General features: G+C 69.8%; 22 protein-coding genes. 6 read left to right on the top strand and 16 right to left on the bottom strand.

Annotated elements, in window-relative coordinates:
* Positions 1 to 119 precede the first annotated feature (119 nt).
* Entirely contained in the window at positions 120 to 1,325 is a 1,206-nt protein-coding gene (locus ACIBL3_RS38165; RefSeq protein ID WP_396358802.1) for a glycerate kinase, read from the bottom strand.
* On the opposite strand from ACIBL3_RS38165, the gene ACIBL3_RS38160 reads away from it, so the two are divergent.
* A complete protein-coding gene (locus ACIBL3_RS38160) occupies positions 1,324 to 1,722 on the top strand; it encodes a VOC family protein (protein WP_396358801.1) in 399 nt (132 codons plus the stop codon). The genes ACIBL3_RS38165 and ACIBL3_RS38160 overlap by 2 nt on opposite strands.
* On the opposite strand, the gene ACIBL3_RS38155 is transcribed toward ACIBL3_RS38160, so the two are convergent.
* A complete protein-coding gene (locus tag ACIBL3_RS38155; protein ID WP_396358800.1) occupies positions 1,719 to 2,588 on the bottom strand; it encodes a LacI family DNA-binding transcriptional regulator in 870 nt (289 codons plus the stop codon). The two genes, ACIBL3_RS38160 and ACIBL3_RS38155, sit on opposite strands and share 4 nt — an antisense overlap.
* A gap of 102 nt (positions 2,589 to 2,690) precedes the next feature.
* On the opposite strand from ACIBL3_RS38155, the gene ACIBL3_RS38150 reads away from it, so the two are divergent.
* Together ACIBL3_RS38150 and nfi are read left to right on the top strand one after the other, a co-directional pair.
* Entirely contained in the window at positions 2,691 to 3,245 is a 555-nt protein-coding gene (locus ACIBL3_RS38150; RefSeq protein ID WP_396358798.1) for a CGNR zinc finger domain-containing protein, read from the top strand.
* Between the two features lie 99 nt (positions 3,246 to 3,344).
* The gene (gene nfi, locus ACIBL3_RS38145; protein ID WP_396358797.1) at positions 3,345 to 3,998 is read left to right on the top strand and encodes a deoxyribonuclease V; all 654 of its coding nucleotides are present in this window, start codon (positions 3,345 to 3,347) and stop codon (positions 3,996 to 3,998) included.
* On the opposite strand, the gene ACIBL3_RS38140 is transcribed toward nfi, so the two are convergent.
* The 8 genes from ACIBL3_RS38140 to ACIBL3_RS38105 all read right to left on the bottom strand — a co-directional run bounded on the left by ACIBL3_RS38140 (position 3,984) and on the right by ACIBL3_RS38105 (position 12,310).
* The gene (locus tag ACIBL3_RS38140; protein ID WP_396358796.1) at positions 3,984 to 4,733 is read right to left on the bottom strand and encodes an SRPBCC family protein; all 750 of its coding nucleotides are present in this window, start codon (positions 4,731 to 4,733) and stop codon (positions 3,984 to 3,986) included. The genes nfi and ACIBL3_RS38140 overlap by 15 nt on opposite strands.
* Positions 4,730 to 5,584 carry an FAD binding domain-containing protein gene (locus tag ACIBL3_RS38135; protein ID WP_396358794.1) on the bottom strand — a complete coding sequence of 285 codons (855 nt, stop codon included), beginning with the start codon at positions 5,582 to 5,584 and terminating at the stop codon, positions 4,730 to 4,732. Before ACIBL3_RS38135 ends, ACIBL3_RS38140 begins: the two co-directional genes overlap by 4 nt.
* Positions 5,581 to 8,031 (bottom strand): xanthine dehydrogenase family protein molybdopterin-binding subunit, encoded by a 2,451-nt coding sequence (locus tag ACIBL3_RS38130; protein WP_396358793.1) that lies wholly within the window; start codon positions 8,029 to 8,031, stop codon positions 5,581 to 5,583. The genes ACIBL3_RS38135 and ACIBL3_RS38130 overlap by 4 nt, the downstream gene beginning before the upstream one ends.
* Positions 8,028 to 8,498 carry a (2Fe-2S)-binding protein gene (locus tag ACIBL3_RS38125; protein ID WP_396358921.1) on the bottom strand — a complete coding sequence of 157 codons (471 nt, stop codon included), beginning with the start codon at positions 8,496 to 8,498 and terminating at the stop codon, positions 8,028 to 8,030. Before ACIBL3_RS38125 ends, ACIBL3_RS38130 begins: the two co-directional genes overlap by 4 nt.
* A 75-nt stretch (positions 8,499 to 8,573) precedes the next feature.
* On the bottom strand, positions 8,574 to 9,692 hold the full coding sequence (locus ACIBL3_RS38120; protein WP_396358792.1) for an XdhC family protein: 1,119 nt from the start codon (positions 9,690 to 9,692) through the stop codon (positions 8,574 to 8,576).
* Positions 9,685 to 10,776 carry a VWA domain-containing protein gene (locus tag ACIBL3_RS38115; RefSeq protein WP_396358791.1) on the bottom strand — a complete coding sequence of 364 codons (1,092 nt, stop codon included), beginning with the start codon at positions 10,774 to 10,776 and terminating at the stop codon, positions 9,685 to 9,687. The genes ACIBL3_RS38120 and ACIBL3_RS38115 overlap by 8 nt, the downstream gene beginning before the upstream one ends.
* A complete protein-coding gene (locus tag ACIBL3_RS38110; protein ID WP_396358790.1) occupies positions 10,773 to 11,648 on the bottom strand; it encodes an AAA family ATPase in 876 nt (291 codons plus the stop codon). Before ACIBL3_RS38110 ends, ACIBL3_RS38115 begins: the two co-directional genes overlap by 4 nt.
* Positions 11,649 to 11,686: 38 nt before the next feature.
* The gene (locus tag ACIBL3_RS38105; protein WP_396358789.1) at positions 11,687 to 12,310 is read right to left on the bottom strand and encodes an NTP transferase domain-containing protein; all 624 of its coding nucleotides are present in this window, start codon (positions 12,308 to 12,310) and stop codon (positions 11,687 to 11,689) included.
* A gap of 82 nt (positions 12,311 to 12,392) precedes the next feature.
* Between ACIBL3_RS38105 and nadA the strand changes: the two genes are divergently transcribed.
* Positions 12,393 to 13,574: a quinolinate synthase NadA gene (nadA, locus tag ACIBL3_RS38100; protein WP_396358788.1), complete on the top strand. Its 1,182-nt coding sequence runs from the start codon at positions 12,393 to 12,395 to the stop codon at positions 13,572 to 13,574.
* A 95-nt stretch (positions 13,575 to 13,669) separates the two neighbouring features.
* On the opposite strand, the gene ACIBL3_RS38095 is transcribed toward nadA, so the two are convergent.
* The 5 genes from ACIBL3_RS38095 to ACIBL3_RS38075 are packed head-to-tail and all read right to left on the bottom strand — an operon-like array spanning position 13,670 to position 17,660.
* Positions 13,670 to 14,857, bottom strand: coding sequence for a glycosyltransferase family 4 protein (locus ACIBL3_RS38095; protein ID WP_396358787.1), 1,188 nt, complete (start codon positions 14,855 to 14,857; stop codon positions 13,670 to 13,672).
* The gene (locus ACIBL3_RS38090; protein WP_396358786.1) at positions 14,857 to 15,273 is read right to left on the bottom strand and encodes an adenylyltransferase/cytidyltransferase family protein; all 417 of its coding nucleotides are present in this window, start codon (positions 15,271 to 15,273) and stop codon (positions 14,857 to 14,859) included. The genes ACIBL3_RS38095 and ACIBL3_RS38090 overlap by 1 nt, the downstream gene beginning before the upstream one ends.
* On the bottom strand, positions 15,273 to 16,004 hold the full coding sequence (locus ACIBL3_RS38085; RefSeq protein ID WP_396358785.1) for a CDP-alcohol phosphatidyltransferase family protein: 732 nt from the start codon (positions 16,002 to 16,004) through the stop codon (positions 15,273 to 15,275). The genes ACIBL3_RS38090 and ACIBL3_RS38085 overlap by 1 nt, the downstream gene beginning before the upstream one ends.
* Positions 16,001 to 16,441, bottom strand: coding sequence for an adenylyltransferase/cytidyltransferase family protein (locus ACIBL3_RS38080; RefSeq protein WP_396358784.1), 441 nt, complete (start codon positions 16,439 to 16,441; stop codon positions 16,001 to 16,003). Before ACIBL3_RS38080 ends, ACIBL3_RS38085 begins: the two co-directional genes overlap by 4 nt.
* A gap of 19 nt (positions 16,442 to 16,460) precedes the next feature.
* Complete coding sequence (locus tag ACIBL3_RS38075; RefSeq protein ID WP_396358920.1) at positions 16,461 to 17,660, bottom strand: glycosyltransferase; 1,200 nt, start codon at positions 17,658 to 17,660, stop codon at positions 16,461 to 16,463.
* A gap of 94 nt (positions 17,661 to 17,754) precedes the next feature.
* Here ACIBL3_RS38075 and ACIBL3_RS38070 point away from each other — a divergent pair, with 94 nt between their 5' ends.
* Together ACIBL3_RS38070 and ACIBL3_RS38065 are read left to right on the top strand one after the other, a co-directional pair.
* Positions 17,755 to 19,452 carry a right-handed parallel beta-helix repeat-containing protein gene (locus ACIBL3_RS38070; protein WP_396358783.1) on the top strand — a complete coding sequence of 566 codons (1,698 nt, stop codon included), beginning with the start codon at positions 17,755 to 17,757 and terminating at the stop codon, positions 19,450 to 19,452.
* Between the two features lie 127 nt (positions 19,453 to 19,579).
* On the top strand, positions 19,580 to 21,151 hold the full coding sequence (locus tag ACIBL3_RS38065) for a right-handed parallel beta-helix repeat-containing protein (protein ID WP_396358782.1): 1,572 nt from the start codon (positions 19,580 to 19,582) through the stop codon (positions 21,149 to 21,151).
* On the opposite strand, the gene ACIBL3_RS38060 is transcribed toward ACIBL3_RS38065, so the two are convergent.
* On the bottom strand, positions 21,126 to 22,508 hold the full coding sequence (locus ACIBL3_RS38060) for a mannitol dehydrogenase family protein (RefSeq protein ID WP_396358781.1): 1,383 nt from the start codon (positions 22,506 to 22,508) through the stop codon (positions 21,126 to 21,128). The genes ACIBL3_RS38065 and ACIBL3_RS38060 overlap by 26 nt on opposite strands.
* Positions 22,509 to 22,513 lie beyond the last annotated feature (5 nt).

Raw genomic sequence — 22,513 nt, 5'->3', positions numbered from 1 at the left:
CGATCCGGAACCATTCCCATGGTCGCACACCAATTTCCAGGATCAACTACCCGCCTCGCAGCGTGGACCGCGGTACGACGCCGGTCAGCTCAACTGCGTACGCCGTACCAGGATCCGGGTCAGCGGGCCCACGTGCGGGCGACACGCTCCGCGACGGCGGCGAGCGAGCCGTGCGGGTCGGCGAACGCCTGGGTCTCCCCCACCGCGTCCACCAGGGAGTACGCCGACTCGACGCCCATCGTGCGCATCTCGCGGGAGCCGATCAGGACCTTCCCGGCCAGTACGACGCACGGCCGCATCGCGTCGTTCGCCACCTTCGCGACACCGGCGATCACCTTGCCGTCGCGGGACTGGAAGTCGAACGCCCCCTCGCCGCTGAGCACCAGGTCGACCCGGGACGCCTTCTCCTTCAGACCGGTCAACTCCGCGACGAGATCGATCCCGGACACCCGCTCGGCGCCGAGCAGCAACAGCGCGTACCCGAGCCCGCCGGCCGCACCCGCACCCTTCCTGTCCGCGGTCTTGCGGTCCGCGAGGTCGGCGAAGTGCGTCAGCCAGCCGTCGACCTCGGGTTTCCGATTGTCGACAATCCCCTTCTGCGCGCCGAACACGCTGGTCGCGCCGCGCAACCCGAGCATCGGGTTCTCGACGTCACTCGCCGCGACGAACTCGATCCCGGCCATCCGCGTCCGGGCCGGCTCCAGGTCGACCTCGGTCAGCGACGCGAGCCCGGCCGCTCCGGCGTCCAGGCTGCCCCCGGCGCCGGTCGCGCCCAGCGCGGCGAGCATGCCGGCGCCGGCGTCGTTCGTACCGGATCCGCCGAGGCCGAGGACGATCCGCTTCGCCCCGGCGTCGACCGCGGCCGCGATCAGCTGACCCACGCCGTACGTCGTCGCGGCCTCCGGCCGGCGCTGCTTCGGCTCGACCAGGTGGAGCCCGCAGGCTTGCGCGGTTTCGACGTACGCCGTCTCGCCCGCCAGCAGGACCGTGGCCGGGGTGTCCTCGCCGAGCGGTCCGCGTACGGTGACCGAGAGCAGGGTGCCGTCGACGACAGCCGACAGTACGTCGATGAACCCGGGGCCACCGTCGGCCATCGGCGCGACCAGCACCTCCGCGTCGGGGTCGCGCCGCCGCCAGCCTTCCTCGATGGCGGCCGCCGCCTCGACGGCGGTCAGCGTTCCGGCGAACTTGTCCGGCGCAATCAGCACTCGCATGCCGACATCCTCTCCCACCCGCCGGTGGTGGTGCTGCCCGGCAGCCACCTCGCGGACACTCCGCGCCGGTCCGTGACTCGTCGCGGCCAGGGCAGTTGGATCGACGGGCATGAAGACGATCCTGTTCGCGTACCGGGTGAGCGACCTCGAGCGCTCGCTGGCGTTCTACCGGGCCGTGGGCTACACCGAGCTCGGCACGGTGCCGTTCGACGACGGCTCCAAGCTGGTCTGGCTGAAGCTCTCCGGCGAGACATCGGTGTCGCTGGAACTGGTGCACCGCCCGTCCGCCGGCCCCGTCGAGACCGGCGGCTTCGAACACCTCGCCATCGAGGTCTCGTCGCTGAGCGAAACCCTGGAACGGCTGACCGCGGCCGGTCTACAGCCTGGCCCGGCCGAGCACCCGGGAGGCCCCGAAGGACCGGCGACCTCCTGGCTCGTCGACCCGGACGGCTACCGCATCGAGCTCGTCGAGTGGCCGCCCGGCGGACCACCCACAGTCGGCGACTAGCTGCCCGCGGTTTCACCGCGTCGGATCGCGACGCGGCGTGGCGAGGGCGTGGTCCGATCGGCGAGGCGCTCGAGCGCAAGGCAGACCGCCTGCTCGGCCAGCGCCTGCGGTTCGACGAGGGCCTGCTGTTCGGTGAGGGCTCGGTGGTCAGCTGGCCGTTCGGCGAGGGCCTCGTTGTCGGCCGGCGGCCCGCTGGTGGCGGCCGTGATGCGATCGAGGAGCAGCTCGGGACGAGCGGAGCCCAGCAAAACAACCGGACGGTCGGACGACGGGTCGGCACCGGCGGGTCGCACGGTGCTCGCGTGGGAGCCAGGTGAGTCGGCGTCGCCGGGCAGGGCCGTGCTCGCGTGCGAGCCAGGTGAGTCGGCGTCGCCGGTTCGAGCGGTGCTCGCCCGGCGTCCGCGCGAGGTGGTATCGGCGGGCGAGGCGGGGCTCGCGTGGGAAGCGGGTGCGGTGGGGGCGGTGGGTGGGTGGGGTTGGAGGGTGGGGTGGGTTGGCCAGAGGAGGATGGCGTCTGCGGGGCGGTGGCGGAGGCCGGTCAGGGCTTGGGATTCGGCGGTGGGGTCGCCGTCTGTTTGCTCGATCAGGAGGGCGACGTCGCGCTTCTTGGCGGCTCGGGCTACTGCGGCGGCCAGGGTGGCGAAGTACTCGTCGGCCAGGTCGGGAAGCGCGAGTGCGATCACGCCGTACGTGCCTTTGCGCAGGGAGCGGGCGCCGAGGTTGGGGCGGTAGTCGAGGTCGGCGATCGCGGCTTCCACGCGGGCTCGGGTGGCCGGGGTGACGTGCGGGTAGTCGTTGATGACGTTGGAGACAGTCTTCACCGATACCCCGGCTCGCTCGGCAACATCGCGCATCCGCGCCGTCATCGGTCCTCCGGACTCGTCACGTGATCAACGGATTCATCACGTTACGACGAGTGATCCAACGCCGCAACGCATTAAGGCGAGTTATCGCGTTATGTTGAGGTCGTGCGAGTTCAGGTTGACGCGATGCCCCTCGACACTCTGGTCGAGTTGGTGAACGGCTGGGGGGTCGAGCCCCGGCGGGCGGGTGCACGCTCCGGGGTGCCGGCGCTCGCCGAGTACGTCGGCCGAGGCCAGACGGCAGGTCGTCGGGTCGGGATCCCCGCGACCGTGGCGACCGCGTTGACGGATGACGGGCTGATTCGGTTTGCCGACACGGTTTTCGGGGTGTTCGCGGCCGAGGGTACGGCGGGTCGCGTGGCAGCGGTGTCCGAGTTGTTGATGGGCATCGACGTACGGCCTGACGTGGTGATGGACGGCGATCGGGTACGGCGGACGTGGTGGACGGACACCGAGGACGCGCTGCTCGCGGCGGCGCTGCTGGCTCTGCGGGAGCAGTTGACCGACGGAGAACCCGGTCGGCTCGGGATCTGTGTCGACGGTGGGTGCGCGGACATCTACGTCGACGGGTCGCCGGCTGGGCGGAAGCGGTTCTGCTCGGTGACGTGTCAGAACCGGGCTCGAGCTGCGAAGTACCGCCGCACCCACCGAACGCACTGAGGCACCGAGCCGGCTGAGCCCGTGCCGTGGATCCCGTGCCGTGGATCCCGTGCCGTGGATCCCGTGCCGTGGATCCCGTGCCGTGGATACGGTGCCGGGATGCGGTGGCCGACGACGCCTGCTGAGGCGATTGCTGTTCAGGAGAAGTTGCGGTCGATTGTCGACGATACGGATGTCGACAGGGCGCCACGGTTGGTCGCCGGTCTTGATGTCGCGTACGACGGGGATCGGCTGGCGGCTGCGGTCGTCGTACTGGACTGGGAGACGTTGGCCGAAGTAGACCGAGCCGTGGTGCTCGGGGAGACGACGTTTCCGTACGTGCCCGGCTTGTTTGCGTTCCGGGAGATTCCGGGCCTGTTGGAGGCGTTGGGGCAGTTGCAGACAACGCCGGATCTGTTGGTGTGCGACGGGCAGGGGTTGGCGCATCCGCGGCGGTTCGGGCTGGCTTGTCATCTCGGGGTGCTGACCGGGGTGCCGGCGATCGGGGCTGCGAAGACGGCATTCGTCGGCACCCACGAAGAGCCCGGGTCCGCGCGGGGGTCTGTCGCTGATCTGATTGTTGACAATCAGGTTGTTGGCGCGGTGGTGCGTACGCAGGACGGGGTGAAGCCGGTGTACGTGTCCATCGGGCATCGCGTGAGCTTGGCGACCGCCGTACAGCAGGTGCTGCATCTGGCGCCGCGGTATCGGTTGCCGGAGACGACTAGGGCCGCCGACCGGCTGTGCAGGCAGGCGTTGTCAGCGCCGGAATAGGCGGCGGAGGACGAGTTGGAGCAGGAGGGCTGCCGCGGCGCCGATGAGGTACGGGCGGGCGCGGCGAGCCAACGCTGGTAGGAGTGCCGAGCCGAGGTCGAGTGCTGACGCGCCGGCCGACGGTTCGCCGGAGGAAGGCGCCTCGGCTTGCTGTCTTGGGGGCGGTGCAGTCGGGGCGGTGGGACTCGTCGGAGCGGCGGGCGCAGTAGGTGCAGTCGATCCAGCAGGAGGTGCAGTCGACCCAGCAGGTTCAGTCGGTCCAGCAGGTTCACCGGCAACCGGCGGGGACTCCGGGGTGAGAGTCGTGGTCAGGCAGGTGACGAATTGGGCCAACAGGTGGTCCGACACGTCCTGAATGAGGCCGCGGCCGAACTGCGCGGGGCGGCCAGTAATGGTGAGATCAGTCTCGACCGTCACGTCGGTGGCCGAGTCACCGGACGCGGCCAGCTGCGCGGTCACCCGCACACTGGCCGTGCTGTTGCCGCGACGATCCTTGCCCTTGGCCTCGATCAGCGCCCGATGATCCGCGGCTGACCGTTCGACGAACGTCCCGCTCCCGGCGTACTGCAGCGAAACCGGCCCCAGCTTGACCTTGCACGCCCCGGTGAACTCGTCACCGTCGTACGACGTCAGGGTGGCGCCGGGGAAACACGGCACCACCCGTTCGAGGTCGTTGAACGCGGCCCAGGCCTCCTCGACCGGAGCCGGTACGACGAACTTGTGCTCGAGCTTCATCCAGTACCTGCCGCAGCCAGCACGGCCCGCCGGGTCAGCACCGAGGCAAGGTGCCGGCGGTACTCGGAGTCACCGTTGAGGTCGGTCACCGGCGACGTGCCGTCGGCGGCTCGCGCCGCGGCCGCACGGACGGCCTCGGCGGTCGCCGGACGCCCGATCAGCGCGTCCTCGACGGCGATCGCCCGGATCGGCGTCGAGCCCATGTTGCTCAGCCCGACCCGTGCTTCGGCGATCGAATCACCGTCCAGCCGGACCGCCGCCGCGACCGCGACGATCGGCCAGCCCTGCGCGACCCGGCTGAACTTCTCGTAGTGCGCACCCCAGCCGGTGTACTTCGGCACCCGCACCTCGACCAGGAGCTCGTCGTCGCCGAGCGCCGTACTGAACACGCCCTGGAAGAAGTCCGAAGCGCCGACGGTACGGCGGCCACCCGGGCCGGCGATCACGAAGGACGCATCCAGCGCGACCGAGACCGCGGGCAGGTCACCGGCCGGATCGGCGTGCGCGAGCGAACCGCCGAAGGTCCCGCGGTGCCGCACCTGCGGATCCGCGATCGATGCCGCGGCCAACGAGATCAGCCGGGTGTGCTCGGCGATCAGCGGGTCGGTCTGGACCGTGCTGTGCGGCGTCATCGCACCGACGACCAGCGCGTCCCCGTCGTCGCGGATGCCGCGCAGTTCGTCGATCTTCCCGATGTCGACAATCGACTCCGGCGCCGCCAGCCGCAACCGCAGCACCGGCAGCAGACTTTGCCCACCGGCCAGCACCTTGGCGTCGGTGTGATCACGCAACAACGCCACCGCCTCGTCCACAGACGTCGGCGCGAAGTACTCGAACGCTGCCGGAATCATGACGGCGCCCCTTCCCCAGTCTGGACGGCACCCGGCGACCCAGCTGCCGCCTGCCCAGCCGCTGCAGCAGACGCCCCGCCCTGCAACGCCTTCCAGACGCGGTACGGCGTACACGGCATCGGAACGTCGGACACACCAAGGTGGCGGACCGCGTCCAGCACCGCGTTCACCACAGCCGGCGTCGACGCGATCGTCCCCGCCTCCCCGACCCCCTTCACACCAAGCTGGTTCGTCGTGGCGGGCGTCTCGGTCCGAGCCGTCTCGAACGGCGGCAAGTCCGGCGGCGCCGGCACCAGGTACTGGTCGAACGACCCGGACACCAGCGTGCCCGCCTCGTCGTACACGGCCTCCTCGAACAGCGCCTGCGCGATCCCCTGCGCGAGCCCACCGTGCACCTGACCCTCGACGATCAGCGGATTGACGACAACCCCCACGTCGTCGACGCTCACGTACGACCGGATCTTCGTCCCGCCCGTCTCGGTGTCGACCTCGACCGCACACAGATGTGTGCCGTGCGGGAACGAGAAGTCGTCCGGCTCCAGCGTCGCGTCCGCGTCCAGCGACCGCTCGGCGCCACCGTCGAGCTTGTGCCCCTGGAACACCGCGAAGGACAACTCCCCCAGCGTCATGCCCGACTCGGTGCCGCGCACCCCGAACCTGCCGCTGGTGAACTCGAGGTCGTCGGCGCTCGCCTCGAGCAGCTGCGCCGCGATCGGCTTCGCCTTCTCGATCACCTTGTCGGCTGCCGCGAGCACAGCCATCCCACCGACCGCCAGCGACCGCGAGCCGTACGTGTCCAGTCCGCGCCCGGCGACCTGTGTGTCACCGTGCAGTACTTCGACGTCCTCGAACGGCACCCCCAGCCGATCGGCGACGAGCTGACTCCACGCCGTCTCGTGCCCCTGCCCGTGCGGGCTGGTCCCGGTGATCACCTCGACCTTGCCGGTCGGCAGTATCCGGATCGACGCGTGCTCCCAGCCGCCGCCGACGTACCCCATCGAGCCGAGCCAACGTGACGGCGCCAGGCCGCACATCTCGGTGTACGTCGAGACGCCGATGCCGAGCTGGACCGGGTCGCGGGACTCCCGCCGCTTCAGTTGCTCCGCGCGCAGCTCGTCGTACCCGAAGAGCTCACGAGCCTTCGCCGTCGCCGCCTCGTAGTTGCCGGAGTCGTACTGCAGCCCGGACACCGTCGCGAACGGGAACTCCTCGTGCTTGATCCAGTTCCGCTCCCGGATCTCCAGCGGGTCGACGCCGACCTCGACCGCGAGCTCGTCCATGGTCCGCTCGATCGCGAACGTCGCCTCCGGCCGCCCGGCGCCGCGGTAGGCGTCGGTCCAGGTCTTGTTGGTGAAGACGTTGGTGCAGGTCAGCCGGTACGCCGGGAACTTGTAGATCCCGTTGTACATCAGGGCCCCGAGGATCGGGATACCCGCCGAGACCAGCCCGAGGTACGCGCCCATGTCGGCGAGCAGGTCCACCTTGAGCCCGGTCACCGTCCCGTCGCGGTTCGCGGACAGCGTGACCTTCTGCCACTGGTCGCGGCCGTGGTGCGCCGCCATCAAGGACTCCGACCGGGTCTCGCTGTACTTACATGGCTTTCCGGTACGGCGGGCCGCGATAACGGTCAGCACCTCCTCCGGCGTGAACTGCAGCTTGCCGCCGAACCCGCCGCCGACGTCCGGAGCGATCACGCGGATCTTGTGCTCCGGGATGCCGAGGACGAGCGAGATGAAGATCTTCACGAAGTGCGGCACCTGCGTCGAGCTCCACACCGTGAGCTGTTCGCCGGTCGGGTCGGCCACGATCGACCGGGGCTCCATGAACGCCGGGATCAGCCGCTGCTGGCGGTACTCGCGCTCGATCACGATGCCGCCGTCGCGGGCCGCTGCGATCGCGGCGTCGACGTCGCTGCCGTGGCCCGCCTCGGCCGAGTCATACACGAACGTCGCCGACACGTTGGTGCCGAGACTGGGGTGCGCGAGCACCTCGTCGGCGGCCGCTGCCTTCAGTTCGAGCGCAGCCGGAAGTTCCTCGTAGTCCACGTCGACCAACTCGGCCGCGTCGCATGCCTCGGCCGCGGACCGCGCCACCACGACAGCGACGATCTCGCCGGCGAAGTTCACCGTCTCGACCGCGATCGACGGGTGGTCCGGCTGCACCTGCTCGGGTGCCGCCGTCCACGCGAACGGCAGACCGCCTTGTTCTTCGGCGAGATCGGCGCCGGTCAGTACGGCGACGACGCCGGAAGCCGCCCGTGCCGCCTCGGTGTCCACTCCGGTGATCCGGGCGTGCGCGAATGGGCTGCGGACCATGCCGAGGTGCAGCATGCCGGGCAGCACGACGTTGTCCGTCCAGCGCGTCCGGCCGGTGATCAGCCGCGCGTCCTCCTTGCGCTTGCGCGGCGCGCCGATCTCGGTGGCCGGCCGGTCCTCGGTGGTGGTCATCGGTCACCTCCGGCAGCGGCCGCCGCGCGGACGGCGCGGACGATGTTCTGGTACCCGGTGCAGCGGCAGAGGTTGCCCTCGAGCCCGAGCCGGACGTCCTCCTCGCTCGGGTCCGGGTTGTCGGCGAGCAGATCGATGGACTGCATGATCATGCCCGGCGTGCAGAAGCCGCACTGCAGGGCGTGGTTGTCGTGGTACGCCTGCTGCATCGGGTGCAACTGCCCGTTGGTCGCCAGGCCCTCGATCGTGGTGACCTCGTGCCCGTCGGCCTGCACCGCGAGCATCGAGCAGGACTTCACGCTCCGCCCGTCGAGGTGAACCGTGCACGCACCGCAGTTGCCGGTGTCGCACCCGATCACTGTCCCCGTCTTCCCCAGCTGCTCGCGCAGGTAATGCACCAGCAGCGTGCGCGGCTCCACGTCGTCCGTGTAGCTGCTTCCGTCGACTTGCACCGTGATCCGGCTCATCGCCCCGCCTCCAGAAGTAGGCACCCACCTGCTTCCGATCCTGCTCCCGTGTGATCTTGACCACAAGAGATCGGATCAGTGGTGAATGGGGCCGGCCTGTTCCGAGAGCCGGGTGCCGCTGCCGTGCCAGTGGTGCGCGATGAACTCGGCGGCGATGCTGATCGCGGTCTCCTCGGGCGTCCGGGCGCCGAGGTCGAGACCGATCGGGCTGGCCAGGCGGGCGAGCTCGTCGTCGGTGAGGCCGGCCTCGCGCAGGCGCTTCAGCCGGTCGTCGTGCGTACGGCGGGACCCCATCGCGCCGATGTAGCCGAGCTCCGGCAGCCGCAGTGCGACCTCCAGCAGCGGTACGTCGAACTTCGGATCATGCGTCAGCACACAGATCACCGTCCGGCCGTCGATCCGCCCGGCCGCTGCCTCCGCCTTGAGGTACCGGTGCGGCCAGTCGACCACCACCTCGTTCGCCGACGGGAACCGCGAGGCCGTCGCGAACACTCCCCGCGCATCGCACACCGTCACCCGGTAACCGAGGAACGCGCCGACCTTCGCGACCGCCGCCGCGAAGTCGATCGCACCGAAGACCAGCAACCGCGGCACCGGCGCGTACGACGACACGAACACGCGCATCCCCTCACCACGCCGCTGCCCGTCCGGCCCGTACTCCAGCGTCTCCGTCCGCCCCGACGCCAGCAGCCCACGCGCGTCGTCCAGCACCGCGTCGTCGGCTCGCTCCGACCCAAGACTCCCCAGCTTCGGCGCATCGGGCCGGACCACGAGTCGCCGGCCGATACGCGCCGGATCCGGATGGGCGACGACAGTTGCCACCGCCACCGGTCGGCCGGCAGCGATGTCCTCGGCCACCTCACCCAGCCACGGGTACGACGTCCGGTCCACCCGCTCGACGAAGATGTCGATGATGCCGCCACACGTCAGTCCGACGGCGAACGCCGACTCGTCGCTCACGCCGTACCGCTGGAGGATCGGCTCGCCGGACTCCAGGATCTCCTCGCCGAGCTGGTAGACCGCGCCCTCGACGCAGCCGCCCGACACGCTGCCGACCGCCTCCCCGCCGGGTCCGACCAGCATTGCCGCGCCAGGCAATCGCGGCGCGGACTCGAACGTGGCCACAACGGTGCCTACAGCAACCGGCTCCCCCGCGTTCCACCACTCCAGCAACCGTTCGAGCACGTCACGCATCGGCCACCACCTCCAGAAGATCCGCAAAGCTGGCCAGGCTGTGCCCCGCAACGAGGTCGTTCAGATGCGGCAGTACGGCGACGATCCCGGCCTGCACCGGCGCGTACCCGGCCTTGCCACGGTGCGGGTTCAGCCAGACCACACGGTGCGCCAGACTCGCCAGCCGCGCCACTTGGTCACCGAGCTGCGACGCATCGCCGCGCTCCCACCCGTCACTGCACACCACCACGACCGCCCGCCGTGCCGTACCGCGCTGACCCCAGCGATCCAGGAACACCTTCAGCACCTCACCCAGCCGGGTACCGCCCGACCAGTCCGGTACGACGTCACCCGCAAGCCGCAGCGCGAACTCGGGATCGCGGTGCCGCAGCGCGGGTGTGACGCGGGTCAGCCGGGTGCCGATCGTGAACACCTCGACCGACCGCGGCGCAGCCTGGACCAGCGTGTGCGCGAGTCGCAGCAGGCTGTCGGCGTACGGGCGCATCGAGCCGGACACATCCACGAGCACGACCACGCGGCGAGGACGGGTGCCGCGCCGTCGGTACAGGACGCGTGCGGGCTCGCCGACCTGGCGCAACTGTGCCCGCAGCGTCCGCCGCGGGTCGATCTCGCCGCGATGCGACGGACGCCGGCGGGCGGCGCGCCGTACCGGGACCCGTGGGCGCAGCGTGCCGAACAGTCTCGCCAGCTCGGCCCGGTCCGCCGCGGACAACTCAGCGACATCACGGTGGCGTAGGACTTCCGTCGTACTCGCGGAGACGGTCAGCGACTGGCCGCTGTCCTCGCCCTCGGCGGACTCGTCGACGTCGAGCGCAGCCTGCATCGTCGTGGTCGCCGTACGGCGAACCGCCCTGCCGACCCGCTCTCCGGAGAACCAGGCGGCGAACACCTCGTCGTACCGCGCGGTGTCGTCCGGACCACTGCACAACGCGGACCGACCGGCCCAGTACACGTCGGCCGCCGCGCCCGCGTCCAGTGCCGCGACCGCCCGCAGGAACAGCTGCACCCGGTCAGCCGTGACAGCCAACCCCGCATGCCGAAGCGCCGAGGCAAAGCCCGTCAGCGCGAGGTCAGGTGCATTCATGACGCCAGCAACCGGTCCAAGGACTCGCGCACTCGGTCGGTGTCCTCGCGGTACTTGAGTACGGCGCCGAGCGTCGCGGCAGCCGCCTCGACGTCGAGGGTGTCCGTGCCGAGTGCGTCGAGCGCACGCGCCCAGTCGAGGGTCTCGGCGACGCCGGGCGGCTTCAACAGGTCGAGGTCGCGCATCCGCTGCACCGAGCGTGCGACCTGCTCGGCGATTCGCTGGGACACCTCCGGCAACCGGGTCCGGACGATCTCGACCTCGCGGGCCAGTCCGGGGTGGTCGATCCAGTGGTACAGGCAGCGCCGCTTGAGCGCGTCGTGGATCTCGCGAGTCCGGTTCGATGTCAGGACGACGATCGGCGGCACCTCGGCGGTGACGGTGCCGAGCTCCGGGATCGTCACCTCGTGCGTCGACAGCACCTCGAGCAGGAACGCCTCGAACTCGTCGTCGGCACGGTCGATCTCGTCCACCAGGAGTACGGCGGGGCTCTCCCGCAGCGCCCGCAGCACCGGGCGCGCGAGCAGGAAGCGTTCGTCGAACAGGCTCTTCTCGACTTCCTCTGTGTTGGAGTCGGAGCCGGTTGCCTCGACGGTGCGCAGGTGCAGGATCTGGCGGGGGAAGTCCCAGTCGTAGAGCGCCTGGGTCGCGTCGATGCCCTCGTAGCACTGCAGCCGGATCAGCTGGAGGTCGAGCGCCTCGGCGATCGCGGCGGCGAGCGAGGTCTTGCCGGTGCCTGGTTCGCCTTCGAGGAGCAACGGTCGATGCAGGGCGAGGGCGAGGTAGCCGACCGTGGCCAGGCCGTCGTCGGCGAGGTACCCGGTCCCGCGCAGGCGCTCGGCGAGCTCTGCCGCGGAACCGACTGCGTTCATCTCCTCATCGTCACCCTGCCCGCCCGCCTTGCCAAGGCTCAGCCGATCCGATGCCCCGGCGGCAACTCCGCCACCGTGTCCACATCCACCCCGTCCCCCAGATCCCCACACTCCACTTCCACCGGCGCATGCCCCCGGAAGTAGGCCCGAGCCCCCTCATCCCCCCGCGCACTCGCAATCACCCCCTCCCAGTGCTCCCGCCCCAGTACGACGGGATGCCCCGGCGAACCGTTGTAGACAGCACGCACCAGCGCCCCCGAGTCGGCCTGAGCCAACACCCGCCGCAACACCGCCTCCGTCATCCCAGGAACATCCACAGGCACGACGAGCACCGCGTCCAGCGCGGCAGCGCCGCGCCCCGCCGCGCCCGGCGGAGCCGGGGTGGTGAGGTGTTGGAGGGCGGTCAGACCGGCTCGGAGCGAGGCTCCCATCCCCTCCGTCCAGTTGGTTGCCTCGATTACCTCGACTGAGGTGTCCAGTTCGGCGGCTACCTGGTTGGCGGCGGCGCCGACTACTACGACTACCGGGGAGCAGCCGGTCGACTTCAGCAGTTGCGCGGCGCGGAGGACCCATGGGACTCCGGTGGGGTCGCGGATGAGGGCCTTGGGGGTGCCGAGGCGGCGGCCGGCGCCGGCGGCTAGGACCAGGCCTGCGATCTTCACGCTAGGAGCGTAGCGATTTCACACTCTGAGCAGTGACGTGTGCCACGCAGTCCCGGCCGTACGGCATGGCACGATGTTTGACGTGACGACTACTGCGGACGGCCCGAAGGCTCTCCCTCTGCTGTTCCTCGGACAGAACACCGACCCGCACTCGGAGCGGGGTGTCGAGTGCCCGGGCGCGTTGCCGCCGGCCTCCGACCCGGACCTGGTCGAGCGGGCGCTGAAGGCGAAGGCGGCGCTCGGTGACCAGGTGTTCGTGCTCGGTCACCACTACCAGCGCGACGAGGTGATCCAGTTCGCCGACGTCACCGGAGACTCCTTCAAGCTCGCCCGCGACGCGGCTGCCCGGCCGGATGCGCCGTACATCGTGTTCTGCGGTGTGCACTTCATGGCCGAGTCGGCCGACATCCTGACCAACGACCAGCAGACCGTGATCCTGCCGGACCTCGCGGCCGGCTGCTCGATGGCGGACATGGCCCGGATCCAGCAGGTCGAGGCGGCCTGGGACGCGCTCGCCGACGCGGGTGTCGCGGACGTCACGGTGCCGGTCACCTACATGAACTCCAGCGCCGACATCAAGGCGTTCTGCGGCCGCAACGGCGGGGCGGTCTGTACGTCGAGCAACGCCGACACCGCGCTCGAGTGGGCGTTCGAGCAGGGCGAGAAGGTGTTGTTCCTGCCGGATCAGCACCTCGGCCGCAACACCGCCGTACTGAAGATGGGCATGAGCCTGGACGACTGCGTGGTGTACGACCCGCACAAGCCGGGCGGCGGCCTCACCGTCGAGCAACTCAAGGCCGCGAAGATGATCCTGTGGCGCGGGCACTGCTCGGTGCACGGCCGGTTCACCGCCGCGTCGGTCGACGACGTCCGCGCGCGCGTCCCCGGCGTCAACGTGATCGTCCACCCCGAGTGCCGGCATGACGTCGTCACCAAGGCCGACCTGGTCGGCTCGACGGAGTACATCATCAACACCCTCGAGAAGGCCGAGCCCGGCACGTCGTGGGCGGTCGGGACCGAGCTGAACCTGGTGCAGCGGCTGGCCAAGCAGCACACCGACAAGAACATCGTCTTCCTGGACAAGACGGTCTGCTACTGCGCGACCATGAACCGGATCGACCTGCCGCACTTCGTCTGGGCGCTGGAGAACCTGGTCGCCGGCCACGTGGTCAACCCGATCAAGGTCGACGCCGACACCGAGAAGTACGCCAAGCTCGCCCTCGACCGCATGCTCGCCCTCCCAGGCAAGGCCGCCCGCGACTAACCGCATTTGGCTGGCTGACCCACCGAATGCGGGGTTTGCCACCCGGAATCCCGGTGGCAAACCCACAACGCGGTAGGTCCGCCAGCGAAAGGGGGTCAGTGGGAGACGCGGGCTGGGGCGTACCAGGCCGCGAGGATGTCCGGCAGTCGATCGGGACCCCACCGGTCGACTGGCGTGATCCGCCCTTGCAGTGAAGCGAGTCCACGAGCGAGCTCACCCACGACATCGCCGCGCCACGAGACCGCAACGCCCTCACCCGGGCCGACGATGACCGCCGGTCCGCCACGTTCGACACACACGACCGGACAGCCAGACGCCAGCGCCTCGGTGACCGCCCAGCCGGCGGCCTCACGCAGCGCGGGCGCGAGCAGAGCGTCGGCGCGGAACATCGCGGCCAGCACCTCCTCGCGCGGCAATTGCCCCATGAACTCGACCCGGTCGCGAACCCCGAGCTCGAGCGCGAGCCGCTCGGCACGCCCCCAGTCCGGCCCGTCGCCGATGATCCGGAGCTCCCAGTTGGCCGCCTCCGGGCGGGCCAGCGCGCTGACCGCGAGCAGCACGCCCTTCCACGGGATCAGCCGCCCGACGAACAGCGCCGTCTTCACGCCCGGACCGCCGAACGGCTCGTACGGACCGGACGCGGTGAACCGGCTGATCGCGACGTTCGGCTGGACCACGACGTCCCGCGCGTACTTGCCGAACACCTCGGCCACATCGTTGTTCTGGGCAACCATGAGGTCGGCGTTCTGGGCGTGCTTCCGGCCGGTCAGGTGACGCCGGATGCCGGTGTAGGTCCGCCGTACCAGCTCGGCCATCAAACCGCGCGACCCGAGCCAGTGCGCCATCGACAGCGGCGCCGTGGTCGACCCGCCGACCGGGCCCCAGATCACCTTGGCCGACGACGGCTCCACCACGCCGGCCGCCATCCAGTCGACCGCGAAGGTCAAGTGATGGATGACATCAAACGAATGCTCCGCATGCAGCTGTCGCGCGGTCTGCCGGGCGAGCCGCTGCCACAACGGGTAGTACCAGTACACGTCGGCGGGCCGGCGACGCAGCCTGAGCACCCACGTCGGCAACTCCAGCGGTACGACGGTCAGCCCGGGAACCGGCCGGATCGCGAGCTCCTCGGCGATCTCGTGCGCGAACTTCCCGCGGGTGAGCAGCCACACGTCGTGGTCGCGGGCAGCCGCCTTCGCCCAGGCCCAGCCCGCACCCGGCTCCGACCCGCCCTTCGGCCGGCACGCGTACGCGCTGAGCAGGACCTTCGGCCGGGTCGACATCAGCCCATCCCCTCCAAGAGCCTGCGCAGATCCGTGCTCGAGGTCGACGCGGTGTACGGGAAGTAGTGCACGCTGGCGCCGACCTCCCCGAGCAGCCTTTCCAGTCTTCTCCCCTTCTCGGTGCCCTTCCAATCGTCACCTTTGAAGAGAACGTCGTACCGGAGTTGCTTCCACATCTCGAACTTGTCGCTGGACCAGTCGCTGACGACCTCGTCGACCAGGCCGATGGCCCGGACGACCTCCATCCGCTCGTCGTGCGGGACTACGGGCGGGCGACCCTTGATCCGGGCCACCACATCGTCCTCGACGACGCCCGCGATCAGGTGGTCGCAGTGCTCACGGGCCCGGCGCAGGATGTTCAGGTGCCCGATGTGGAACATGTCGTACACACCGGGCGCGTACCCGACCACGCCCATCAGCCGGCCACCCCGAGGGTCGCCATCTCGCGGTACCACTTGGTGATCGCCGCGGCCAGGAACAGCAGGTTCGCCACGAGCAGGGCGCCGTACAGAACCGCGAACAGCGACGGCCAAGCGAAGGTCAGGAAGACCAGGCACAGCACGCCGTAGTCGGTCGGTGCGATGAGCAACGACTTGGCCACGGAGTCCCCGCGCTCGTTGGGCTTCTGCGCACCACTGTGCCGCCGGCGCAGCTGGTCGATCAGGATCAGCCCGAAGAACAGCACCGAGGACATGCAGACGTAGCCGAGCGGCACCAGCAGCACCAACTCGTTGCTGAAGGCATCGAAGCGGAAGAACGAGATCAGTACGGCGCTGTGCAGCAGCACGATCTTGACCGCGTCGATCATGTGGTCGAGCCACTCCCCCAGCGGCGAACCGCCACCGCGCAGCCGGGCCAGCTGGCCGTCTGCGGAGTCGAGCCCGTAGCCGAGCACCAGCAGTGCGGTCACCGCCAGCGCGAGCGACACCGACGGACGGACGGTCGCGACCAGCACGATGCCCACCAGCGAGCAGAACCCGGACGCCAGGCTGACCTGGTTCGGCGTCCGGCGGCCCAGGAACGCGGCGGCCGCGAAGACCCGCCCGATCCGCCGGTTCACGAACCGCGAGTACGCCGGGGTCCCGGCCGACGGCTTCTGAGCACGGGACAGCTCCCCGACGACGTCCCGCAGTGAGGTCGCCGTCATGCTACCGAGCTGCGTGATTGCCGCTGGTCGATTGCGGCGCGCAGGATCGGGCTGCGGGAACCGCGGCCGGCCGGGAACACGCTGACCAGCTCGGACGGAATCCCGTCGAGCTCATCGGGGCCGAGCACGCCGTCGGTCCCGCCGGCGGCGAACACGGTCTGCACGCCCAGGACACCGGTCAGCCAGTCGGACCGGACGGCGTCCACCACCACCACCTCGTCCACACAGCGCAGGTGCTCGAGAATCTGAGCCCGCTCGACCAGCGGCACGAACGGCCGCGTACCCCAGGCGTCCACCGCCCAGTCGTCGGTCAACACGCCGACCACGAGCCGGTCGCACGCCTTCCGCGCGCGTCCGAGCACGTCGAGGTGCCCGACGTGGAACAGGTCGAAGACCCCGGCCAGAAATCCGATCCGCGGCAAACTCTCCCCCAGCAAGACACTTTCCCCCAGCAAACTATCGTCCCCCACCTGCTCCGCGACGGGTCCGGCCGCTGTGCGCGTGCCGGGCGATCGCATCCGAGTAGATCCTCTCCGTGGCCACGAGGTCCCGCTCCGGGGTGAAGCGGTCGAGGTAAACCTGTCGGGCTCGTTCGCCGAAGGCTACCGAAGTGAGGGGATCGCCGACCAACCTGATCGCCTTCCGCAGCCCTTCCGGGTCGCCCGGCTCGGTCAGCGCCCCGGTCTCGCCGTCGTCGACCAGCTCCGCCAGCGCCCCCAGCCGGGACGCGACCACCGGCACCCCGTGCGCGAACGCCTCCACCACCACGAGACCGAACGTCTCATACGAACGGGCCGGTACGACGGCGACGCGCGCGGACCGCAGGAGTTCCATTCCCTCGGCCCACGGTAGTTGACCCTTCACCTGGATCGACGAGTCCCGGGCCGCCCGAGCCTCCGCCTCGGCGCGCAGCGGACCGTCGCCGATCACGACCAGCGTGCCGAGCGAGGAGTCCCACGCCCGCAGGAGATCCGCGAACCCCTTGTCCTCCACCAGCCGGCCGAGGAACACCACGGCCTCCCCCGCCCCCTCGCGGACAAGGCCGGAGTGCGGCACGGCGTGCGGTTTCACCACGATCTGATCCGGGTCGTAGCCGCCGGCGACGTACCGGCTGCGGACGAACTCCGACGGCGCGATCAGCGTGGTCACGTACCGCTGCCAGGTGCGCAGCTTGTGGTGGACGCCGATGCTCGTGGCCAGCGGCAACGTCTGCACCCGGGACTCGCGGTAGCAACTGTGCTTGACGCCGGCCCACGGAATCCTGCCGACGCAGGACTCGCACGGACGCCCGTCGCGCTGCAGGACCGCGTTGGCGCACATCAGCCGGAAGTTGTGCAGCGTCGCCACCACCGGCAGGTCCAGCCGGTACGCCGCCCGCAGCACCGAGGCACTGAACAGCGGAAAGGTGTTGTGCACGTGCACCACGTCCGGCCGCTGCTCCTGCAATAGAAGTGTTAAATCGCGCTCGGCCGAATATGACCAAACGGAGCGGAACGGTAACAGCGCGCGATCTTTTCGGCCCATCCCGGCGATATCGTCGCTGTTCCGCACGTACAGGTCGACGTCATGTCCTGAGTTACCCAGCAAATCAGCCGTTTGCGCGACCACGGTGTTCTCACCACTGGGTTGACCCGTCCGGTAACGGTTGTGCAACATGGCGACCCGCATGGCACTACCTTAAGTCTCGCGGTGGCTACACCTGGTTGGTTCCGGACTGATCGACCCGGGCCACCTCCCCGGAGGGTGCAATTTGAGGAAGCTGTGGTTCGCAGCCCTTATCGCGGCTGCGCTGACCGTCGTTACAGTCGCGCTCCCGGTCATCGCCAATCAGAAGAACGCGACAGAGGCCGTGAAGTCACGCGCCGCCAGCGATCCGGTGAACTCCGGCGTCCTCCCCTCGCACCGCACCTCCAAGACCCCGGCGGCCACGGTTCCGCCGAAGGCCGCCACCACCGCAGCACCCTCCAAGAAGCCGGCTGCGACACCGCCGGCCTCCACCAAGCCGAAGCCGACCACCCCGCCCACCACCACGACCAAAGCTCCTTCGGTCCCGGCAGACCCCGATGATGTCGGCCCCGCCGTCGCGGGCCCGTGCAGCGGCGTCGTGATCAAGCCCGGCCAGAACGCCCAGTCGGTCGTGAACTCCAAGCCCGCGGGTACGACGTTCTGCTTCGCCGCCGGCCTGCACCGGATCACCGAGACGATCCGGCCGAAGGCGGATACCACGCTGGCGAGCGCGGCCCGCGCCGTGCTGACCGGGTCGGTGCCGCTGACCGGCTGGACCAAGTCCGGGGCCGCGTGGGTCGTGCGTGGCGCACTGCCGGCGGCGTACGGGATGAGCGGGCAGTGTGAGGACAACACGGCGAACATTTGCCACCTGCGCGAGCAGGTCTTCGTCGACGGGACCCACCTGACCCGGGTCGCGAGCCTGGCCGGGGTGAAGGCCGGCACCTTCTACGCCGACTACGCCGCGAACGCGATCTACCTGGGCAGCAACCCGGCCGGGCGCGAGGTCGAGATGTCGAAGACCAAGACCGCGATCGAGTCCGGCGCGACCGGCGTGGTCGTCCGCGGTCTCACCATCGAGCACTTCGCCAGCGCCCCGCAGGCCGGCGCCCTCGTCTCCGGCCCGGGCTGGAAGGTGACCGCGAACGACGTCCGCTGGAACCACGCGGTCGGCGTGATGCTGGTGCAGGCGAACAACGCCCGGGTCGAGAAGAACCTGATCCGCAACAACGGCCAGCTCGGCCTCGGGCAGTACGCCTCGGCCGCGGCGACCGTGGCCCGCAACGTGATCACCGGCAACAACACCGACGGGTTCTGGATCGCCGACTGGGAGTCCGGCGGGATCAAGTCGACCAAGTCGTCCGGCACGGTCAGCGGCAACCTGATCAAGCAGAACAAGGGTGTCGGGATGTGGGCCGACGTCGCCGACGACGGCCGGGTGATCAGCGGCAACCAGATCGTCGGGAACGCCGCCGACGGGATCCGCTACGAGATCAGCCGGAACGGCACGATCGAGAACAACACGATCAGCGGCAACGGCTTCGGCACCGGGCGCGGCTCAGGCACGTCGCTATGGGACGGTGGCGGGGTCAACGTCAACACCTCGACGAACGTGACGGTGCGGAACAACGTTGTCTCCGGCAACGTCAACGGCGTCACCATCCAGTCCCGGACCCGGGGCGACGGGCCGTGGGGCACGTACCTGCTGCGCGACATCAAGGTCACCGGGAACACCATCGAGATGACCGGCGGCAGCCAGGCGACCGGCATGGTGCAGAACTCCGGCGCCCAGGTCCCGGCCGGCGAGGTGGTTTTCAGCGGCAACAAGTACGTGCTGGACGCGCTCGGCGCGCAACGATTCGCCAGGTTCGGCACCAAGCTGACCGCCGCGGGCTGGAAGCAGGCCGGCCTGGACACGATCGGCAGCTTCCTGGCCAACTGACCGGGGCCTCCGGCAACTTTTTGTGGCGGTATGTATTGACGTGACTACCTGAAGTAGTAGTCTGCTAGGCGAAGCCGCGCCATGGGGGGTGCGCTCAGGACTCACCTGTGCCACCGGAGGCTCCGTAGTGAAGACACCTACCGCCGTTGTCGCGATCGTTGCAGCAGGCACCCTTGCCCTGGCCGGGACGCTGCCGGCCCAAGGCTCCCCCGTCCTGGACGACGACCAGCCGGACCTGATCACCGGTCTGCTCCCGGACGACGAGCCGACGCAACCCGCACCGCCCACACCGTCAGCCCTGCCGGCCGGCCCGTCCCAGGCGCCGGCCTGCGTCGGCGTCACGATCAAGCCCGGCCAGGAGGCGGCGAAGCTCGTCGACGAGGCACCGAACGGTACGACGTTCTGCTTCGCCGCCGGCCTGCATCGAATCACGCAGACCATTCGCCCGAAGGCGGACCAGGTGCTGGCCAGCGACAAAGGCGCCGTACTGACCGGGTCGATCCGGCTGGCCAAGTGGACCGCGTCGAGCGGCGACTGGGTGACCACCGGAGTGCTTCCCCCGGCGTACGGGCAGACCGGGCAGTGCGAGGACAACGTCTCGAACATCTGCTACTTGCGCGAGCAGGTCTTCCTGGACGGCAAGCACCTGGCCCGGGTGGCCGTCCGCGACAAGGTTGCTCCGGGCACCTTCTACGCGGACTACGCGGCGAACTCGGTCTACCTCGGCGACAACCCGGCCGGGCGGGCGGTGGAGATGTCGAAGACCGAGCGGGCGATCCAGTCCAGCGCGGGCAACGTGACCGTGCGCGGCCTGACCATCGAGCACTTCGCGACGCCACCGCAGGGTGGGGCGATCCAGCTCGGGCTGGGCTGGAAGGTGTACGCCAACGACATCCGCTGGAACCACGCGGTCGGCGCGATGCTGGTGAACGCGGACGGCGCCGTACTGGAGAAGAACCTGATCCACCACAACGGCCAGCTCGGCATCGGGCAGTACAGCACGCTGCGCGGCACGATCGCGAACAACGAGGTGAGCTACAACAACACCGACGGGTTCTGGATCGCGGACTGGGAGTCCGGCGGGATCAAGACCACCTGGTCGAACGGCGGCTGGGTGACCGGCAACCTGATCAAGGCGAACCGCGGGGTCGGCCTGTGGAGTGACGTGTACGACGACGGCCGCACCTTCGACGCCAACCAGATCGTCGACAACGCCGCCGACGGGATCCGCTACGAGATCGGCCGCAACGGCGTGATCGAGGACAACGTGATCACCGGCAACGGCCTCGGCACCGGCCGCGGGTCCGGCACCTCGCTGTGGGACGGCGGCGGCATCAACGTGAACACGTCGTCGAACGTGCAGGTCCGCGACAACGTGGTCGCGAACAACGTGAACGGCATCTCGATCCAGTCCCGCACCCGCGGCTCCGGACCGTGGGGGCTGAACGTGCTCCGCGACATCGTTGTCTCCGGCAACCAGGTGACCATGAAGGGCGGCAGCACCGCGACCGGCATGGTGCAGAACTCCGGCGCGGTGATCCCGACCGGCGAGGTCACGCTGAAGGCCAACACCTACATCCTGGACAGCCTGACCGCAGAGCGGTTCCAGAAGACCGGCCAGTGGTACACGGCGGCCGAGTGGCGGCAGACCGGCCAGGACGCAGGCAGCACGTTCAGGGTCGGGACGTCAGTGCGCTGACGTGCTCGACCAGCAGGTCCCGGAAGACCTGTGAGTCGCGCAGCTCCGGCGTGAACACGGAGTCCACGCCCAGCAGCGCGTCGACCACGGCGACCGGCTCGGAGGCGCCTGCCAGCGCAGCCTTCAGCCGGTCGGCCTGCGGGTCGTCCACGGTCGGGGTCTTCAGGACGTAGACCATCCAGGCTGCGACGGCGAGCGAGATCACCCGCGGCTCAGCTCCTGCGGCCAGGCGGTCGCGGACCGTGCCGAGCATCCGGACCGGCAGCTTGACCGACCCGTCCATCGCGACCTGCGTGGTCCGGTGCTTCAACGCCGGATTCGCGAACCGCTCGAGCACGGTGGCGCCGTACGCGGTCAGGTCCAGGCCGTCGGGCGGCGTCAGGGTCGGTACGACGTCCTCGGTCATCAGCGCCCGGGCGAAGCCGGAGAGCTCGTCGTCGCGGACCGCCTCGGCGATCGTCTCGTAGCCGCGGAGGGCGCCGAGGTAGGCGAGCATCGAGTGGGTCGCGTTGAGCATCCGGAGCTTGGCCTGCTCCCACGGAGCGACGTCCTGGGTGAGGACCGCTCCTCCCAGCTCCCAGGCCGGGCGGTCGCCGGCGAAGTCGTCCTCGATCACCCACTGCAGGAACGGCTCCGCGACCACCACGGCCTCGTCCCGTACGCCGAGCAGCCGGGCAGCCTCGTCACGGTCCGCGTCAGTGGTCGCCGGGACGATCCGATCCACCATGCTCGCCGGGAACCGGGTCGCCTCGAACAGCTCCGGTACCTTGCCGAGCGCCTCGAAGTAGTCCTGCACGAGCTTGCGCAGGAACGGCCCGTTGGCGACCAGGTTGTCGCAGGACACGATCGTCAGCGGTTCGACCCGGCGGGCGATGCCGGCGGCCAGCTGACCGACGACCGTCCGCGGCGGGCGGCCGGTCAGGTCGGCCTGGATCTCCGGGTCGGTCAGGTCGAGCCCGGACCCGGCGGCCCGGTAGCCCTTCTCGGTGACCGTCAGCGTCACCACGGATACCGCCGGATCCGCGATCCGTGCGACCACGGCCTCCGGGTCCTCGGGGGCGGTCAGCACCTCGCGGATGCTGCCGATCACCTGGACCGACGGATCACCGAGTCCGCGTTCGAGTACGGCGTACAGGCCGTCCTGGGGTGCGAGCTGGTCGCGGACGTTCGCCGAGCGCTGGCTCACCCCGGTGATCGCCCACCGGGTGTCCCCGGCGGCGACGGCGGCGCGCTCGGTGACCACCGCCTGGTGCGCCCGGTGGAACGCACCGAGCCCGAGGTGGACGATGCCGACCGACAGTTGCCGCGGATCGACCGCAGGGGCGACGGGAAGGTTGGTGAGACTCAGCCTGCTCAAGCGAC

The sequence above is a fragment of the Kribbella sp. NPDC050124 genome, assembly GCF_044460355.1.
GTDB lineage: Bacteria > Actinomycetota > Actinomycetes > Propionibacteriales > Kribbellaceae > Kribbella.
The sequence above is the reverse complement of the archived record's forward strand: the minus strand, read 5'-3'. Positions and strand labels throughout refer to the sequence as shown.

Coding starts and splice junctions, on each gene's coding strand:
- ACIBL3_RS38135 (WP_396358794.1), bottom strand. CDS start 5,584: ATGATTCCGGCAGCGTTCGAGTACTTCGCGCCGACGTCTGTGGACGAG.
- ACIBL3_RS38120 (WP_396358792.1), bottom strand. CDS start 9,692: ATGCGTGACGTGCTCGAACGGTTGCTGGAGTGGTGGAACGCGGGGGAG.
- ACIBL3_RS38110 (WP_396358790.1), bottom strand. CDS start 11,648: ATGAACGCAGTCGGTTCCGCGGCAGAGCTCGCCGAGCGCCTGCGCGGG.
- ACIBL3_RS38090 (WP_396358786.1), bottom strand. CDS start 15,273: ATGGGCGTGGTCGGGTACGCGCCCGGTGTGTACGACATGTTCCACATC.
- ACIBL3_RS38115 (WP_396358791.1), bottom strand. CDS start 10,776: ATGAATGCACCTGACCTCGCGCTGACGGGCTTTGCCTCGGCGCTTCGG.
- ACIBL3_RS38155 (WP_396358800.1), bottom strand. CDS start 2,588: ATGACGGCGCGGATGCGCGATGTTGCCGAGCGAGCCGGGGTATCGGTG.
- ACIBL3_RS38140 (WP_396358796.1), bottom strand. CDS start 4,733: ATGAAGCTCGAGCACAAGTTCGTCGTACCGGCTCCGGTCGAGGAGGCC.
- ACIBL3_RS38095 (WP_396358787.1), bottom strand. CDS start 14,857: ATGTCGACCCGGCCGAAGGTCCTGCTCAGCGCGTACGCGTGCCGGCCG.
- nfi (WP_396358797.1), top strand. CDS start 3,345: ATGCGGTGGCCGACGACGCCTGCTGAGGCGATTGCTGTTCAGGAGAAG.
- ACIBL3_RS38075 (WP_396358920.1), bottom strand. CDS start 17,660: ATGTTGCACAACCGTTACCGGACGGGTCAACCCAGTGGTGAGAACACC.
- ACIBL3_RS38125 (WP_396358921.1), bottom strand. CDS start 8,498: ATGAGCCGGATCACGGTGCAAGTCGACGGAAGCAGCTACACGGACGAC.
- ACIBL3_RS38160 (WP_396358801.1), top strand. CDS start 1,324: ATGAAGACGATCCTGTTCGCGTACCGGGTGAGCGACCTCGAGCGCTCG.
- ACIBL3_RS38085 (WP_396358785.1), bottom strand. CDS start 16,004: ATGACGGCGACCTCACTGCGGGACGTCGTCGGGGAGCTGTCCCGTGCT.
- ACIBL3_RS38165 (WP_396358802.1), bottom strand. CDS start 1,325: ATGCCCGTCGATCCAACTGCCCTGGCCGCGACGAGTCACGGACCGGCG.
- ACIBL3_RS38130 (WP_396358793.1), bottom strand. CDS start 8,031: ATGACCACCACCGAGGACCGGCCGGCCACCGAGATCGGCGCGCCGCGC.